Source organism: Rhodoferax fermentans, from assembly GCF_002017865.1.
GTDB classification, from domain to species: Bacteria; Pseudomonadota; Gammaproteobacteria; order Burkholderiales; family Burkholderiaceae_C; genus Rhodoferax; species Rhodoferax fermentans.
The window spans coordinates 3,952,784-3,968,489 of record NZ_MTJN01000002.1; the positions used below are offsets into that span (position 1 = coordinate 3,952,784).

The window sequence follows — 15,706 nt, forward strand, 5'->3', positions numbered from 1 at the left end:
GCAGCAGAGCGCTTCATTTTGTATAGCTTTTGGTTGAATTGATATAAGGGCTAGAGGCCAATTTGTCTATGTTTCTGGCACAACATCGGGCGGTGCTGGCAAAACATCGGACTGCATCTGTGCAATGCCGACAATTTCCTTGGCGATGTCTTCGGGGGAGAGCACAAAGTCAATACAACCAGTCTCGATGGCACTTTGTGGCATGTCGGGCTGGCGGGCGGTGCTGGGTTTCTGGGCGATGGTGATGCCACCCACAGCGCGAATGCCACACAGCGCCGCCGCACCATCACCGTCATACCCCGACACAATCACCGCAATCAGCTTGCCGCGCCACTGCTGCGACAAGGAGCGCAAAAACACCGTGATCACATCGGGCCAGCCTCGGGGTTTGGAGATCGGTTTGAGCACAAACGCACCGTCTTGCACATGCAAATCGCGGTTGGACGGGATGATGAACACACAGTTGGGCAGCACCGGCTGGCCGTCGGTGATCAGCACCACCGGCATGCTCGAAAAACGCAGCAGCACCTCGTGCAACTGGGTTGCGGCAATGGTGATGTGGTTGACGATGACCACCGCCACCCCCATGTCGGGCGGCAGGTGCTGCAGCAGCCTGATGTAGGCGTCCAGCCCACCGGCCGAGCCACCCACACAGACCATCGGAAAGCCCTTCATACGGCCCCTTCGGCCAGCGCCAGCTCGAACCAGAACACACTGCCCACACCGACCCGGCTGCTCACCCCTATGCTGCCGCCCATCATCTCCACCAGGCGTTTGCTCACGGCCAGGCCAATGCCGGTGCCCTCTTGCGCCCCACCCTCCTGGCCGAGCCGGTTAAACGGCTGGAACAGGTTGGTCAGCTGCTCTGGCGACAGGCCCAGCCCGTCGTCCTGCACACTCAGGCGCACCCGCCCGGGTGCGGGCTGGCTCAGGCTCACCGTCACCGTGCCATGCGGGCGGTTGTATTTGATGGCGTTGGACAGCAGGTTGATCACCACCTGCTTGAGCCGACGCCGGTCTGAGAACACCAGGCAGGGCTGGGCAAAGCTCGGGAAATTCACCACCAAACCCCGGGCCGTGGCCTGGGGTTCGATCATGGTCTGGCAATCCGCCAGAACGTCCTCAAGCGACTCACGCGCCAAAGCCAGTGCCAGCTGGCCCGACTCGATGCTGGCCAGGTCCAGTATCTCGTTGACCAGGTCCAGCAGGTACCAGCCGCCGTGCAGGATCTGGTCGATCGACGACTTTTGTGCCGGGGTGGGCGGTGGGCTGCTGGCCTGCATCAGCTGGGCAAAACCCAGGATGGCGTTGAGCGGTGAGCGCAGCTCGTGGCTCATGCTGGTCAAAAAGTCTGACTTGGCGCTGTTGGCCTTGTCGGCCAGCTGGCGCGCGCGCTCCAGCTCGGTGTTTTTGACCTGCAAAACCGCATCCAGCCGCACCCGCTCTGACACGTCCCTGAACATCACCCGCAGGGTGACGGCACCACTGGCGGCGCGCGCCATGTTGACCACCAGGGTGACCCAGATCGGCTGCCCCACACCGGTGATCATCTGCAACTCGCAGGTCTGGGTTGTGCCAAAGGTGTCAAGCAAGGCGCAGCACTGCTGGTAAATTTTGCGCTGGACCATCGGCATGAAGTGGGTGATGCGCAGCTTGACCAGCGCACTGCGTGTCACCCCCAGCAGCGTGGCAGCGGTCAGGTTGGCCTCCTGAATCTGGCCCTCGCCATCGACCGTGCAGTAACCCACCGGGGCCATGTCGTACAGGTCAAAGTAGCGCTCGCGCGCCTGCTCCAGCTCCAGCTGGACACGGCGCAGCTCTTCGTTTTGCAACTCCAGCTCAATCTGGTGCACCCGCAGCTCGTGGTAGAGCAGTTGCGCGTCTTCGGGCTGCATCTCCTTGAGCATCTCCAGCGGCAGCGGCGCCTTGAGCTGGTGGCTGTCCTGCGCCCGCCGCCGCAAAGATTGCAGCGCCACCACCAGGCCCGCGGTGTCGTCAAGCGCGCCGGGCGGAGGGATTGTGTGGCTGTCAGACATCAAGGATAGCTCCCATAGTGATAGCTATATGCCCTTATTGGAAAAGGGCTTGAGGCCAATGTCTTGCAAAAACATCAAAGCTCTTGCAACGCGGCACGCTGGGTCTGTGCCAAGGCCAGCCCGGCATCGAGCGCGTCCATGAACTCGGTGACCCGGATCGGCTTGGTCAGGTAACGCAAGAAACCCGCCGCCAAACCACGTTCAATGTCGCGCGGCATGGCGTTGGCACTGAGCGCCAGCACCGGGATGTGCCGGGTGTCTTCGTCTTCTTGCAGGATCTTGAGCGCCTGCAAACCGTTGATGACGGGCAGGTTGATGTCCAGCAGAATCACATCAGGCTGGTGCTCCCGCGCCAGCGCCATGCCACGGGTCGCGTCTTCTGCGCCAAACATGCGCAGGTCCGGGCGCCGGGCAATCAGCTGGCGCACCAGCTCCATGTTGGCACGGTTGTCTTCCACATACAGCAGGGTGCGCACCCGCTCACCGCTGGCCAGCGGGGCAGCCTGGACCAGCTGCATCTCGTTGACCTCGTCGTTGAACTGGGGTGCACCCACCAGCGCCAGTTCGACCCAGAACACACTGCCCGCGCCGACACTGCTGACCACGCCCATCTCACCGCCCATCTGCTCGACCAGGCGTTTGCTCACCACCAGACCGATGCCGGTGCCCTCCTCCTCGCTGTCTTCCTTGCCGAGCCGGTTGAAAGGCTGGAACAACTGCGCCAGTTTGTCGGCGGGCAGGCCCTCACCGGTGTCTTGCACACTCAGACGGATGCGCCCTTTGGCGCCCTCGTGGCAGCTCACCGTCACGTTGCCGCCTTGGCGGTTGTACTTGATGGCGTTGGACAGCAGGTTGATCACCACCTGTTTCAGGCGGGTGTGGTCGGCGCTGACAAAACACGGCAGCGTCAGTGGTACAAACTGCAGGCTGACCGATTTTTTGAGTGCGGCGGGCGCCATCAGGGTCTGGCAGTCCTGCAGCACCTCAGACAGCGACACCGGCTCACGCGAGAGCGAGAGCTGGCCGGACTCGATCAGTGCCAGGTCCAGCACCTCGTTGATCAGCTCCAGCAAATACCAGCCCGCACGCAGAATCTGGTCGATGCTGGCTTTTTGGGACGGTGTGGGCAGCGGTGTGCCCGACTCCATCAACTGCGCAAACCCCAGAATCGCGTTGAGCGGTGAGCGCAACTCGTGGCTCATGCCTGACAAAAACTCGGACTTGGCCAGGTTGGCCTTGTCGGCAGCGGCGCGGGCGGCCTCGAGCTCGGCATTTTTGTCGCGCAGCACCCGGTCGAGCCGCTCACGCTCGACCTCGGCGGCACGGCGGGCGGTGTTGTCGGTGCCAATCAGCAGGTAACCAATGATGGCCTCGTTCTCGTCACGCAAGGCGGTCACCGACACCATGGCGGGCAGGCGACGGCCATCCTTGCGGATGTAAGTGCGCTCGTCAATGTCTTCGATGCCACGCGAGGCCTTGAACACCAGGGACTCAAAACCCGGTGCAATCTCGGTCCCCAGCTCCGTGCTGAGTGATGCGGCCCGCGTCGTCATCTCCTGCGGGTCGGACAGGTCGGCCGGGGTGATGCGGTTCACCACCTCGGCGGCGGTGTAGCCCAGCATGCGCTCGGCCCCCACGTTGAAGATCTGGATCACGCCCTGGGCGTCGGTGGCAATGCTGGAGAAGTTGGCGCTGTTGAAAATGGCTTTTTGCAAGGCGCTGACCTGGCGCAGTGCCTGTTGCGCCGCGTATTCCTCGGTGACGTTGCGAAACACCAGCACCGCGCCCACCACCAGGCCATCGGCATCGCGGATAGGCGCACAGCTATCGGCAATGTCGTAGTGCGGGCCATCGCGCGACAGCAGCACCGTGTGGTTGGCCAGGCCCTGCACCGTGCCGTGTGCCAGCGTTTCCAGCACCGGCACCGAGACCGGCTCGCGGCTGACCTTGTTGATGATCTTGAACACCTCGTCCACCGGCTGCCCGATGGCCTGCGCCAGTGTCCAGCCGGTGAGCTTCTGCGCCACCGGGTTGAGCAAGGTGATGCGTGCCTGGGCGTCGGTGGCAATCACCGCGTCCCCAATCGAGTCCAGCGTCACCGCCAGCTTTTGGGCGTCCTCCTGGGCTTTGGCGTTGGCCGCCAACAACTGGCGATTGCTTTCCTCTTGTGCGGCCAGCAGGCGCAGGGTGTCCAGATGGGCCAGGTTTTTCTCAGCCTGCTGTGTTTTCTGGATGCCCCAGAACACCAGGAAGGCGGCCATCAGCAGAGCCAGCAGAACCAGCGCTTCAAGCCTGGGGTAAACCGACCCATAGGTGAAATAAGCGCCCGCACCCAACAACAGCAACGCCGCCGCCAGCCAGGTGAATGGTTTGGAGATATTTTTCAAGACAGAACCCGAGGAAACCAGGCCACAACAGCCCTTGGTGGAGGTGGTCCAGCATAACGGGTGCACGTCCATGGCCTGCGTGCGCTGGCGCACATAAGCCCCACTTTGAGAACAATCGGCCTCTAGCCCTTGTCTATCAAGGGACAACAGCTACATATTTGGTAACACTGCGTAAGGCCTACACTCCAGCCAGATGCTGGCGCCAAGTGCCCGCACACCCACCGGTTTGACCAGGAGCCCCGCATGACACAACGATCCACGGGCGCCCTTGCCACCTTGCCGACCCCAAGCACCCCTGACCCGGGCACAGCCCCCCACGACGCAGCCGCAGCAGCGCCCGACAACCCTGGCCCGTTTCCGATTGTGGGCATTGGCGCCTCGGCCGGTGGGCTGGCGGCGTTTGAGGCGTTTTTCTCGGGCATGCCCGAGGGGGTGGCCAGCGGCATGGCCTTTGTGCTGGTGCAACACCTGGCGCCGGACCACAAAAGCCTGCTGGCCGAGTTGATCCGCCGCTTCACCCCGATGCCGGTGTTGGAGGTCGAAGACAGCATGACGGTGGCGCCCAACTGCGTCTACATCATCACCCCCAACCACGACATGGCCTTGATCAACGGCAGCCTGCAGTTGCTGGCACCCGGCGCACCACGCGGGCAACGCCTGCCCATCGACTTTTTCTTCAAGTCCCTCGCCGCTGACCAGCGTGAACGGGCCATTGGTGTGGTGCTGTCGGGCACCGGCAGCGACGGCACACTGGGCCTGCGCGCCATCAAGGATGCCGGGGGCATGGTGATGGTGCAAAACCCCGAGAACGCCGAGTTTGACGGCATGCCACGCAGCGCCATGGCCACCGGCCTGGTGGACTACCAGCTCGACGCCAAGCAGATGCCCGCGCGCCTGAGCAGTTATGTGAGTTACGCCTTTGGCAAATTGGCGATGCGTGCTGACAAGTCGGTGCTCATCAACGAAAGCGCTTTGAAGCGCATTTTTGTGCTGCTGCGCACCCAGACCAAACACGATTTTTCACAGTACAAACCCAGCACCATCCAGCGCCGGATCGAGCGGCGCATGTCGGTGCACCAGATCAGCCAGATTGACGACTATGTGCGTTACCTGCAGCACAACAGCGAAGAGACCCAGGCGCTGTTTCGTGACCTGCTGATTGGGGTGACCAACTTTTTCCGCGATCCCGAGGTGTTTGAGGTGTTTGAAAAGCAGGTGGTGCCGATGCTGTTTGCGGGCAAATCCGCCGCCAATGACACGGTGCGCATCTGGGTGGCGGGTTGCTCCACCGGAGAGGAGGCGTATTCGATCGCGATCCTGCTGCAAGAGCACATGGCAACGCTGCAGCAAAGCTACACCGTGCAGCTGTTTGCCACCGACATCGACAGCCGCGCCATCACCTTTGCCCGCGCCGGGCTGTACCCGGCGGGTATTGCGGCCGACATCACGCCGCTGCGGCTGGCGCGTTATTTCACGGCCGAACCCGATGGCGGCGGTTACCGCATCCACAAAAGCATCCGCGACATGCTGGTGTTCTCCGAGCAGGACCTGACGCGCGACCCGCCGTTTTCGAGGCTCGACCTGATCACCTGCCGCAACCTGCTGATTTACCTGGGGGCCGACCTGCAAAAGCGCCTGATGCCACTGTTCCACTACGCCTTGAACCCGCACGGCCTGCTGTTTCTGGGCACCTCCGAAGGCGTGGGTGATGCGTTGACGCTGTTTGCCTCACTCGACCGCAAGGCCAAGATCTACCAACGCAAAGCCACCGAGGCTGGTCTGTTGCGCTCACCCGGGCGTTTTTTGCCCGCACCCCACACCGGGCAGGCCACGCAGCTGCGGGGCGCGGGCCGGGACGTGTTCTCGGCCAAACTGCCCTTGCGTGAGCTGACCGAGCAAGCGCTGCTGGCGCAAGTGGTGCCCGCCGGGGCGCTGATCAACAGCTTGGGTGACATCCTGTACCTGCACGGGCGTACCGGCATGTACCTGGAGCCGCCACCGGGCGAGGTCGGGGTGGCCAACATCCTCAAGATGGCGCGTGAAGGCCTGCGCCCGGCGCTGACCAATGCCTTGCACCGCTGTGTGGCGCAGCAGGAGCCGGTGCACATCCCGGGCCTGCGGGTCAAGACCAATGGCCACTTCAGCCGCGTCAACCTGTGTGTGCGAGCAGTGGCCACCGGCCCGGCGCTGGCCGGGCCCGAGAGCGAGAGTGATGCACCGCTGTACCTGGTGCTTCTGGAAGAGGCGCAACAGCCGCTGCAAGAACCCGCCGTGCCCAGCGCTCAGACCGGTGAGGCCACAGACGGCAGCGCCGCCCAAATGCGCACCCTGCGCGAGGAGCTGCGCGCCAAGGACGAGTACCTGCAAAGCACCCTCGAAGAACTGGAAAGCTCGAACGAGGAGCTCAAGTCCAGCAACGAGGAGATGCAGTCGGTCAATGAAGAGCTGCAGAGCACCAACGAGGAGCTGGAGACCTCCAAGGAGGAGCTGCAGTCGGTCAACGAAGAGTTGTCCACCGTCAACAACGAGCTCAACCTCAAGGTCGACGACCTGTCCCGCCTGAACAACGACATGAACAACCTGCTGGCGGGCACCGGCATTGCCACCGTGTTTGTGGACCACCAGCTGCGCATCCTGCGCTTTACCCCGACCGCCTCCCAGCTCATCAACCTGATCAGCAGTGACGTGGGGCGCCCGGTCGGGCACATTGTGTCGAACCTGGTGGGTTACACCAGCCTGGTGAGTGACGCACAAGCCGTGCTTGACACCCTGGTGGCCAAAGACGTGCAGGTGCAGACCACCGACGGTGCCTGGTTCACGCTGCGCATCCGGCCCTACCGCACGCTCGACAATGTGATCGAGGGCGCGGTGATCACCTTCAGCGACATCAGCGAGCTCAAACGCACCGAGGCGACACTGGCGCAGGCCAACCAGCTGGCGCGGCTGGCGGTGGTGGTGCGCGACGCTTTTGACGCGATCACCATGACCGACCTGGAAGGCCGTATCCTGGCCTGGAACCCGGCGGCTGAGCGCCTGTACGGCTGGACCGAGGCGCAGGCCCTGCAGATGACCCTGCGTGAACGCATTCCACCGGCCTTGGTGGACGAGGCCATGCAACGACTGCAACAGCTCAGCGCAGGCCAGGTGCTGGCGCTGTACCCGACCCAGAGGCTGACCCGCAGCGGCCAGACGGTGGAGGTGTCTCTGTTGGCTACCGCACTGATTGATACCAACGGCAAGGTCTATGCTGTGACCACGACGGAGCGATTGCGAACGTCAGACACCTAAACACCACGGAGGCTCTGCCATGCCAGGTCAGATCCCCGACCCAGCGCCAACCCAGGCCGCGCGCCTGCTGACAAGTTATGCACCTACCGGGGCAAAGGCCTTGCGCCAGCATGCAGAAGCCACACTGAAGCGGCAGTTGGCCACGGGCCAACACACACAGGACGACTCGGCAGAGGGCATCTTGCGCACCCTGCATGAGCTGCGTGTGCACCAGATTGAGCTGGAGATGCAAAACGACGAACTGCGCCACATGCAGGACACGCTGGAGACCTCGCGTGCCGACTACACAGACCTCTACGACCAGGCCCCGGTGGGTTATGTCACCCTCAATGACACGGGCCAGATGCTGCGGGCCAACCAAACGGCAACCAGCCTGCTCGGTCTGACCAACCAGGCCATGGTGGGGGCGCCACTGAGCCAGTTCATCCACCGGGACGACCAGGACAGCTACTACTTGCTGCGCCAACGGCGCCAAACCCAGCAGGAGCTGTCGGCAGAGTTGCGCCTGAAACGCGCTGATGGCAGTTATTTCTGGGCCAGACTGATGGCCACCCTGGCGCAGGATGAAGCGGGCGCCCCCCTGTTGCGGGTGGTGTTGTTCGACATCAGTGCGCGCATCGCCGCACAAGAGCAGCTGTATCTGGCCGCCAGTGTGTTCAGCCAGGCGCGCGAGGGCATCATGATCACCAACACCCAAGGGCAGATCGTGAATGTGAATGCTGCGTTCACCCACATCACCGGCTACAGCCGCGACGAGGTGCTGCACAAAAACCCCAGCATGCTGTCCTCTGGACGGCAGAACGCCACCTTCTATGCAGCGATGTGGCACGACATCCTCAGCAAAGGCCACTGGTACGGCGAGATCTGGAACCGCCGCAAAAATGGTGAGGTGTATGCCGAGTTACAAACCATCACCACAGTGCGTGACGCCAAGGGCACAGCCACCCATTACGTGGCGTTGTTTTCCGACATCACCAGCTTCAAGGCGAGCCAGACCCAACTGGAACACATTGCCCACTACGACCTGCTGACCAACCTGCCCAACCGCGCGCTGCTGGCTGACAGGCTGCGCCAGGACATGGCACAGGTGCAGCGGCACGGTGCGCTGCTGGCGGTGGCCTACATTGACATCGACAGCTTCAAAGCGGTGAATGACCAATATGGCCATGAAACCGGCGACCATCTGCTGGTGGCACTGGCCAAATGCATGAAAGAGGCCCTGCGTGAGGGTGACACCCTGGCCCGTGTGGGTGGCGATGAGTTTGTGGCGGTGTTGACCGACCTGGCCGACACCTCCGGCTGCGTGCCGATGCTCAAACGCCTGATCACAGCGGCCAGCCGGTGTTTTCAGATGGGCGAGGTGGTACTGCAGGTCTCAGCCAGCGTGGGCGTCACCTTTTACCCGCAAGCCGAAACCATTGAGCCCGACCAACTGCTGCGACAGGCCGACCAGGCCATGTACCAGGCCAAACAGACTGGCAAAAACCGCTACCACCTGTTTGACGCGGTGCATGACCGCAGCGTGCGCGGCCACCACGAGGGCCTGGAGCGCATCCGTCTGGCCCTGGCCAGCCATGAACTGGTGCGGTATTACCAGCCCAAGGTCAATATGCGCAGTGGCCAGGTGGTGGGTGCCGAGGCACTGATCCGCTGGCAACACCCAGACCGTGGCCTGCTGTTACCGCTGACCTTTTTGCCGCTGATGGAAACCGACCCGCTGGCCATTGAGGTCGGCGAATGGGTGATTGCCACCGCGCTGACACAAATCGCCCTGTGGCAGGCCCAGGGGCTGGACCTGCAGGTCAGCGTGAATGTGGGGGCGCAACAGTTGCAGCAACCCAATTTTGTGGACCGCCTGCGCACGCTGCTGCAAACACACCCCAGCTTGGACCCCGCCAAACTGACCCTGGAAATGATCGAAACCAGTGCGCTGCAAGACATTGCTTATGCCTCACAGGTGATTGAAGATTGCCAGAAGATGGGGGTGGCGTTTGCGCTGGACGACTTTGGCACCGGTTACTCCTCACTGACCTACCTGAAGCGCCTGCGGGTGTCGACGATCAAGATCGACCAGAGTTTTGTGCGCAACATGCTCGACGATCCGCAAGACCGAAGCATCCTGGAAGGGGTGATCGGCCTGGCGCGCGCCTTCAACCGCGAGGTGATTGCCGAGGGGGTGGAAACCATTGCGCACGGCAGCCTGCTGTTGCAATTGGGCTGCGATCTGGCGCAGGGTTACGGCATTGCCCGGCCGATGCCTGCCGACACCTTGCCGGCTTGGGTCAGCAGCTGGCAGCCGGATGCGGCCTGGCGTAACGACACGGTCATGGTTCACGATTCCGATTGGAAATGAACTCTTTCTGCTGATCAGCAAGGGCCGGTAGCTCTGCCATTCATAACAATCTAAGCCAATGTTCGTTGCCGCACAGACACCTGGCTCGCCAAAACCAACAATGGGTTTCGCCCGTGAAAGTGAACGCACTTTCATGACTGGATACATCTTTGTTTGTCTGGAGAAATTGCCATGAAATTGAATACCCGTTTTTGCACTGGCCTGTCTGCCCTGCTGTTGGTCTCGTCCCTGGGTCTGGCTGGCTGCGCTGGCATGACTCATCAGGAAAAAGGCACAGCCACCGGCGCCGTGATTGGTGGTGTGGCTGGCAATGTGCTGTGTGGCGGCTTGGCCTGCACCGGCGTCGGCGCTGCTGTGGGTGGTGTGATTGGCCACGAAGCCACTAAATAGTAAGCTGTGAGTTCACCCGCGCCGGTGGGTCGCCTCTGGCGCTGCCTGCTGGTGTTGGGCTTGGTCAGTTACCTGGGCGCTGCGCTGGCGCAAGACAGCTCGGAAGCCGCGCAGCGGCTTCGAACACAGCGCAGCACGTTGGACGAGTCCCTCCAGCACAACGTGTTTGCGCGCCCCCTGGTGTTGGTGTCCAAGGAAACGACACAGGGTTTGCGGGGCGACATGTATGCGCTGGTGGCCTTTCCGTTTGCCAACGTCAGCCGCGCACTGCAAGACCCACAACAATGGTGCGAGGTGATGATCCTGCACCTGAACACCAAGTATTGCCACGCCGTCGACAGCGCTCAGGGCCAGCAGATCCAGCTCAACATCGGCAGCAAATCACCCCAGACACTGAGCCAGTCCTCACGTGTGACCCTGGCCTACACCCTGACCACCAGCCAACCCGACTACTTTGAGGTGCAACTGAGCGCCAGAGAAGGCCCGATGGGCACCCGTGACTACAAGATCCACCTGGAAGCGGTGGCGCTGGCCACGGGGCAAACCTTTTTGCATTTGACCTACGCCTACAGCGCCAATCTGGCCGCCCGGTTCGCGATGCAGACCTATCTGGCCACCGTGGGCAGCGACAAAGTTGGCTTTACTGTGCTAAGCCCGGCTGGACAGACGCCACCAGTCTGGATCAAAGGTATGCGAGCGTTGCTTGAGCGCAACACCATGCGGTATTACCTGGCGATCAACAGCTACCTGGCAACCCGCCAGCAGCCACCTACCCAGCGTTTTGAGGCCAGCCTGCAACACTGGTTCAGCGCCTCTGAAGCCTACCCCGAACAGTTGCATGAAATTGAACGGCCCGCTTACCTCACGATGAAGCGGGCCGAACACCTGCGCCAGCAAACGGCGCAATAAGCTGCCGTCTGGCTCAGCCACACCGGCAACTCACCTCAAATCTGTGACTTGAAGTAGCGAAACGAGTGCACAAAAGCGTCGCGCACCTTGTCCATCTCAGCCACCATGCTGTCCCAGGCCGACTCGGTGCTGGCTTGCATCTCAGCAAGTTTGGCCTTGGCCAGTTCGGACTGCTGGTGCAACTTGGCCATTTCGGCCTTGTAGGTGTCTCGCACGTCTTCACGCGCTTCCTGGGCGCGGGCTTCGAGTTTGGCCATTTGCAAATTCAGCTCGTCGAGTTGCAGTTTCATTTTGGTGATGTACATGTCACGTGTGGTCATGGTGTGTCCTCCTGGTGAAAAGAGCTTGGGCCTGCGCAAACCGCAGCCTGCCTGTTGCAGCGTAGGCCGACGACAAGCCGTTGTCGGTGTGTTGGCGCACCCAAACACGCGCGCTGTGTGTATGCAAGCGCACCGACACAAGCGCTTGCCCTGGCTAATCTTGGACCTGAGTCTGCATTGGGCTCGTGTATGCATTTATCCACTTTTTCACAAGGAATCATCATGAACAAAGACCAAGTCAAGGGCCAAGTTAAAGACATCGCCGGCAAGGTGCAGGAAGGTGCTGGCAAACTGGTGGACAGCAAAGAGCAGCAGGCCAAAGGCGCCAAGTTGCAGGTCGAAGGCAAGATTCAAAAAGGTTTTGGCGATCTCAAAGAAGTGGCCAAAGACGCCCGCGACGCGGTGACAAAAGCCGCCAAGTCCAAGGCCTGAACCTGGCGCCTTGCGCTTCACGCCACCCAAGAAAGGACAACACCATGAACGAACTGCAAAGCGACGGTTTTGGCGCATTCGCTGTCTCTGACAGCCATGGTCCCGGCCCCCGACTGATGGGGGCAGACACCTTGATCGGCAACAGCGTGGTCAACCACCAGGATGAAGACCTGGGCACCATCCTGGACATCATGATGGATGTGCGCGCTGGCACCATCAGTTACGCGGTGTTGTCGTATGGCGGCATTTTGGGCATCGGCGACAAGCTGTTTGCCGTGCCTTGGGACGCGCTGACCCTGGACACCAAAAATGAGCGCTTTACCCTGGATGTGGCCAAAGAGCGTCTGGAGGCCAGCGCCGGTTTTGACAAAGACAACTGGCCCCACGTGGCAGACCAGACCTGGGGCAAGGATGCCCGCGGCGGCAACGGCACACAAGCAAGCGCCCTGCCCGTCTCTTAAACACCTCGTTGACAGCGCCCTCTTTACGAGGGCACTGTCGGCAGGTGTTTAACCGTTTGTTGGAAACTACAAAAAGATAGCTGCCAGCCCTTACATTAAAAGGGCCAGAAGCCAATTTCGCTATAAAGCTTTGGCACTGACGCGCCACACCACATTGCCCACATCGTCGGCCACCAGCAGGGCGCCTTGTTTGTCCAGGACAACACCCACGGGCCGCCCTTGCGCCTTGCCCTCCGGGTTGAGAAAACCGGTCAACACATCCACCGGGTCACCCGCGGGCTGACCTGATTTGAAGGGCACAAAAACCACCTTGTAGCCACTGTGAGGACGGCGGTTCCAGGAGCCGTGCTGGCCAATGAACATGCCGTTGGCAAAGGTCTGCCCCAGGGTGTTGCCGGTGGCTGCAGCCAGCCCGAGTGAAGCCGTGTGGGCGCCCAGCGCGTAGTCTGGCGCTTTGGCCTTGGCCACCAGATCAGGTCGCTGCGGCTCTACCCGCGAGTCCACATGCTGGCCAAAGTAGCTGTACGGCCAGCCGTAAAAACCACCGTCAGACACCGAGGTCAAAAAATCAGGCACCAGGTCGTCACCCAGCTCATCGCGCTCATTCACCACCGTCCACAAAGCCCCGGTGCTGGGCTCCCAGGCCAGGCCGTTGGGGTTGCGCAAGCCGGTGGCAAACAGGCGTTGTTTGGCACTGGCGATGTCCACCTCCCAGATGGCGGCGCGCCCGGCCTCTGCCTCCATCCCTCGCTCAGCCACATTGCTGTTGGAACCCACGGTCACATACAGCTTGCTGCCGTCCTGGCTGGCGATCAGGTTTTTGGTCCAGTGGTGGTTGATCGGGCCGGCCGGCAAATCCACCAGCTTGGTGCCCGCTGCCAGGATCTGTGTGGCGCCATCCGTGTACGGGAAACCCAGCACCGCGTCAGAGTTGGCCACATACAGGGTGCGCCCCACCAGAGCCATGCCAAACGGAGAGTTCAGCCCCTCGATCAACACCGAGCGCAAATCGGCGACACCGTCACCGTTGGTGTCGCGCAGCAACGTAATGCGGTTGGCGCTGGGCACGGCGGCCCCCGCGCGCTGCATCACCTTGCCCATGACCCAGCCTTTGATGCCTTTGCCATCGTCGGGCTTGGGTGGTGCGTTGGTTTCGGCCACCAACACGTCACCATTGGGTAACACATACAACCAGCGCGGGTGGTCCAGGCCGCTGGCAAACGCTGCCACCTGGGTCCCGGGCGCCGGGGTGGGTGCCGCGCCAGCGGGCCAGCCAATGGCGGGCGCGATGTTCACGGTGGGCACCAGGGCATGTTCGGGCGCTGGCAGCGTGGGCTGCGGGCCAAAACCCAGCTCAGCGCCAAACGCCGCCGCTGGACCGAAAACAGTGAGCGCTACCACCAGCAAGCCGACGGGACTGTTGCGCCACGGCGCGTGGGAAACTGTGAGGGATGTCATCAACAAGCTCCTTGAGCAGATGAGGGTTGTGTCCCTTGGCAAGAGCAAGTGCCAAAGGTGTCGCAATGCTAGGTTGGGCGTATGACCCGGTCAGTGGGCTGGCGAACACAGCAGCCATCCAGTGGGTGGCGCCGGACTCACAGACCAGGCGCGGATGGACCCACCATCTGCCGCGCATCCACCCAGGCGTCAAACTGCTCGGCCGTCACCGTGCCCAACACCAGCGCGGCCTCGCGCAGCGTGGTGCCGTGGGCCTGCGCATGTTTGGCAATGGCGGCGGCACGGTCATACCCAATGTGTGGCTCCAGCGCCGTCACCAGCATCAACGAGCTGTGCAACAGCGCATCCACCCGTGCCTGGTTGACCTCAATACCCACCACACAAAACCTGGCGAAACTGCGCATCGCGTCTGCCAGCAGGCGCAGGCTATCCAGCGTGTTCAGGGCAATCAGCGGTTTGTAGACGTTGAGCTCAAACTGTCCCTGACTTGCTGCAAAGCTGATAGCTACATCATGGCCCAGCACCTGGGCGCAGACCATGGTCAGCGCCTCGACCTGGGTCGGGTTCACCTTGCCGGGCATGATCGAGCTGCCGGGCTCGTTTTGCGGCAGCGTCAGTTCACCGAGTCCGGCGCGTGGCCCGCTGCCCATCAGGCGGATGTCGTTGGCCATTTTGATCAAGGCCATGGCCAGCATCTTGAGGCCGGCATGCAGGGCCACCAGCGCCTCATGGCCGGCCAAAGCGGCAAACAGGTTGTTGGCCTAGCGCAAAGGCAGGTCCAGCCGCTTGGCCAACACCGCACAGGCACGCGCGCCAAATTCAGGATGGGTGTTGAGGCCAGTCCCCACCGCTGTGCCACCCAGGGCCAATGCGTGCACCGCCCCCAGCGCGAACTGCAGACTGTCCTGGCACAGCGCCAACTGCGCGGCGTAGCCCCCCAGTTCCTGGCCGAACGTGAGCGGGGTGGCGTCTTGCAGGTGGGTGCGGCCAAGTTTGACCACAGCAGCCAAGGCCTCGGCTTTGGTCTCCAGCGCGGCGCGCAACTCGTCCAGCGCAGGCAACAACAGGTTTTGGGCAGACAAAGCCACGGCGATGTGCATGGCGCTGGGGAACACATCGTTGGACGACTGCCCCAGGTTGACATCGTCATTGGGGTGCACCACAGCCGTGGCGGCGCCCTGCCCGAGCGCACGGCTGGCCAGTGTGGCAATCACTTCATTGACATTCATGTTGCTCTGCGTACCCGAACCGGTTTGCCAGACCAACAGCGGAAACTGTTCATCCAACTCACCGCTGGCCACGGACTCTGCCGCATCGGCAATGGCTTGCGCCTTGAGCGGGTCTTGCAGTTGCAAATCGCGGTTGACGTGGGCCGCAGCCCACTTGATCCAGGCCAGGGCGTGAATGATGCCCAGCGGCATGCGCTGCTCACCAATGGCAAAAAAATGCAGGCTGCGGGCGGTTTGTGCCCCCCACAACACACCAGCAGGCACGGTGACGGTGCCAAAGCTGTCTGTCACGGTACGGGCCTGGGCGGTATCAGAGGTGGCAGACGCTGGTGATGGGCTGGCTGGCAACATGGCAAAACCCCTTTCGTAGGACCACCCGATCCTAAGGACCGGGCCAAAGATGACATGTTCGCCAGCACACGCAGACACCGATGACGCCTTCA

The 15,706-nt window shown here is 62.1% G+C and carries 11 protein-coding genes and 1 pseudogene; 6 read left to right on the forward strand and 6 right to left on the reverse strand.

What is annotated here, in order from left to right; all coding sequences use genetic code 11:
* Positions 1-66: 66 nt before the first annotated feature.
* The 3 genes from RF819_RS18340 to RF819_RS18350 form a co-directional block, all read right to left on the reverse strand.
* Positions 67-675: a chemotaxis protein CheB gene (locus tag RF819_RS18340; RefSeq protein ID WP_078366297.1), complete on the reverse strand. Its 609-nt coding sequence runs from the start codon at positions 673-675 to the stop codon at positions 67-69.
* Positions 672-2,036 (reverse strand): PAS domain-containing sensor histidine kinase, encoded by a 1,365-nt coding sequence (locus tag RF819_RS21930; protein WP_078366298.1) that lies wholly within the window; start codon positions 2,034-2,036, stop codon positions 672-674. The genes RF819_RS18340 and RF819_RS21930 overlap by 4 nt, the downstream gene beginning before the upstream one ends.
* Before the next feature lie 74 nt (positions 2,037-2,110).
* On the reverse strand, positions 2,111-4,570 hold the full coding sequence (locus RF819_RS18350) for a hybrid sensor histidine kinase/response regulator (protein ID WP_338109577.1): 2,460 nt from the start codon (positions 4,568-4,570) through the stop codon (positions 2,111-2,113).
* Positions 4,571-4,666: 96 nt separating this feature from the next.
* Between RF819_RS18350 and RF819_RS18355 the strand changes: the two genes are divergently transcribed.
* The 4 genes from RF819_RS18355 to RF819_RS18370 all read left to right on the forward strand — a co-directional run bounded on the left by RF819_RS18355 (position 4,667) and on the right by RF819_RS18370 (position 11,363).
* Entirely contained in the window at positions 4,667-7,711 is a 3,045-nt protein-coding gene (locus RF819_RS18355) for a chemotaxis protein CheB (RefSeq protein ID WP_078366299.1), read from the forward strand.
* 19 nt (positions 7,712-7,730) lie between these two features.
* Entirely contained in the window at positions 7,731-10,064 is a 2,334-nt protein-coding gene (locus RF819_RS18360; protein WP_078366300.1) for a putative bifunctional diguanylate cyclase/phosphodiesterase, read from the forward strand.
* Between the two features lie 171 nt (positions 10,065-10,235).
* The gene (locus tag RF819_RS18365; RefSeq protein ID WP_078366301.1) at positions 10,236-10,454 is read left to right on the forward strand and encodes a glycine zipper 2TM domain-containing protein; all 219 of its coding nucleotides are present in this window, start codon (positions 10,236-10,238) and stop codon (positions 10,452-10,454) included.
* 6 nt (positions 10,455-10,460) lie between these two features.
* Entirely contained in the window at positions 10,461-11,363 is a 903-nt protein-coding gene (locus RF819_RS18370; RefSeq protein ID WP_078366302.1) for a hypothetical protein, read from the forward strand.
* Positions 11,364-11,398: 35 nt separating this feature from the next.
* Here RF819_RS18370 and RF819_RS18375 read toward each other — a convergent pair whose 3' ends face one another.
* A complete protein-coding gene (locus RF819_RS18375; protein WP_078366303.1) occupies positions 11,399-11,683 on the reverse strand; it encodes a sll1863 family stress response protein in 285 nt (94 codons plus the stop codon).
* A 222-nt stretch (positions 11,684-11,905) separates the two neighbouring features.
* Between RF819_RS18375 and RF819_RS18380 the strand changes: the two genes are divergently transcribed.
* Both RF819_RS18380 and RF819_RS18385 read left to right on the forward strand, forming a co-directional pair.
* Entirely contained in the window at positions 11,906-12,115 is a 210-nt protein-coding gene (locus RF819_RS18380) for a CsbD family protein (protein ID WP_078366304.1), read from the forward strand.
* Positions 12,116-12,159: 44 nt separating this feature from the next.
* Positions 12,160-12,576: a PRC-barrel domain-containing protein gene (locus RF819_RS18385; protein ID WP_078366305.1), complete on the forward strand. Its 417-nt coding sequence runs from the start codon at positions 12,160-12,162 to the stop codon at positions 12,574-12,576.
* Between the two features lie 120 nt (positions 12,577-12,696).
* Here the strand turns inward: RF819_RS18385 and RF819_RS18390 are convergent, their stop codons facing one another.
* The gene (locus RF819_RS18390) at positions 12,697-14,034 is read right to left on the reverse strand and encodes a PQQ-dependent sugar dehydrogenase (RefSeq protein WP_078366306.1); all 1,338 of its coding nucleotides are present in this window, start codon (positions 14,032-14,034) and stop codon (positions 12,697-12,699) included.
* Positions 14,035-14,171: 137 nt separating this feature from the next.
* Positions 14,172-15,614, reverse strand: a pseudogene (locus tag RF819_RS18395) (class II fumarate hydratase).
* Positions 15,615-15,706 lie beyond the last annotated feature (92 nt).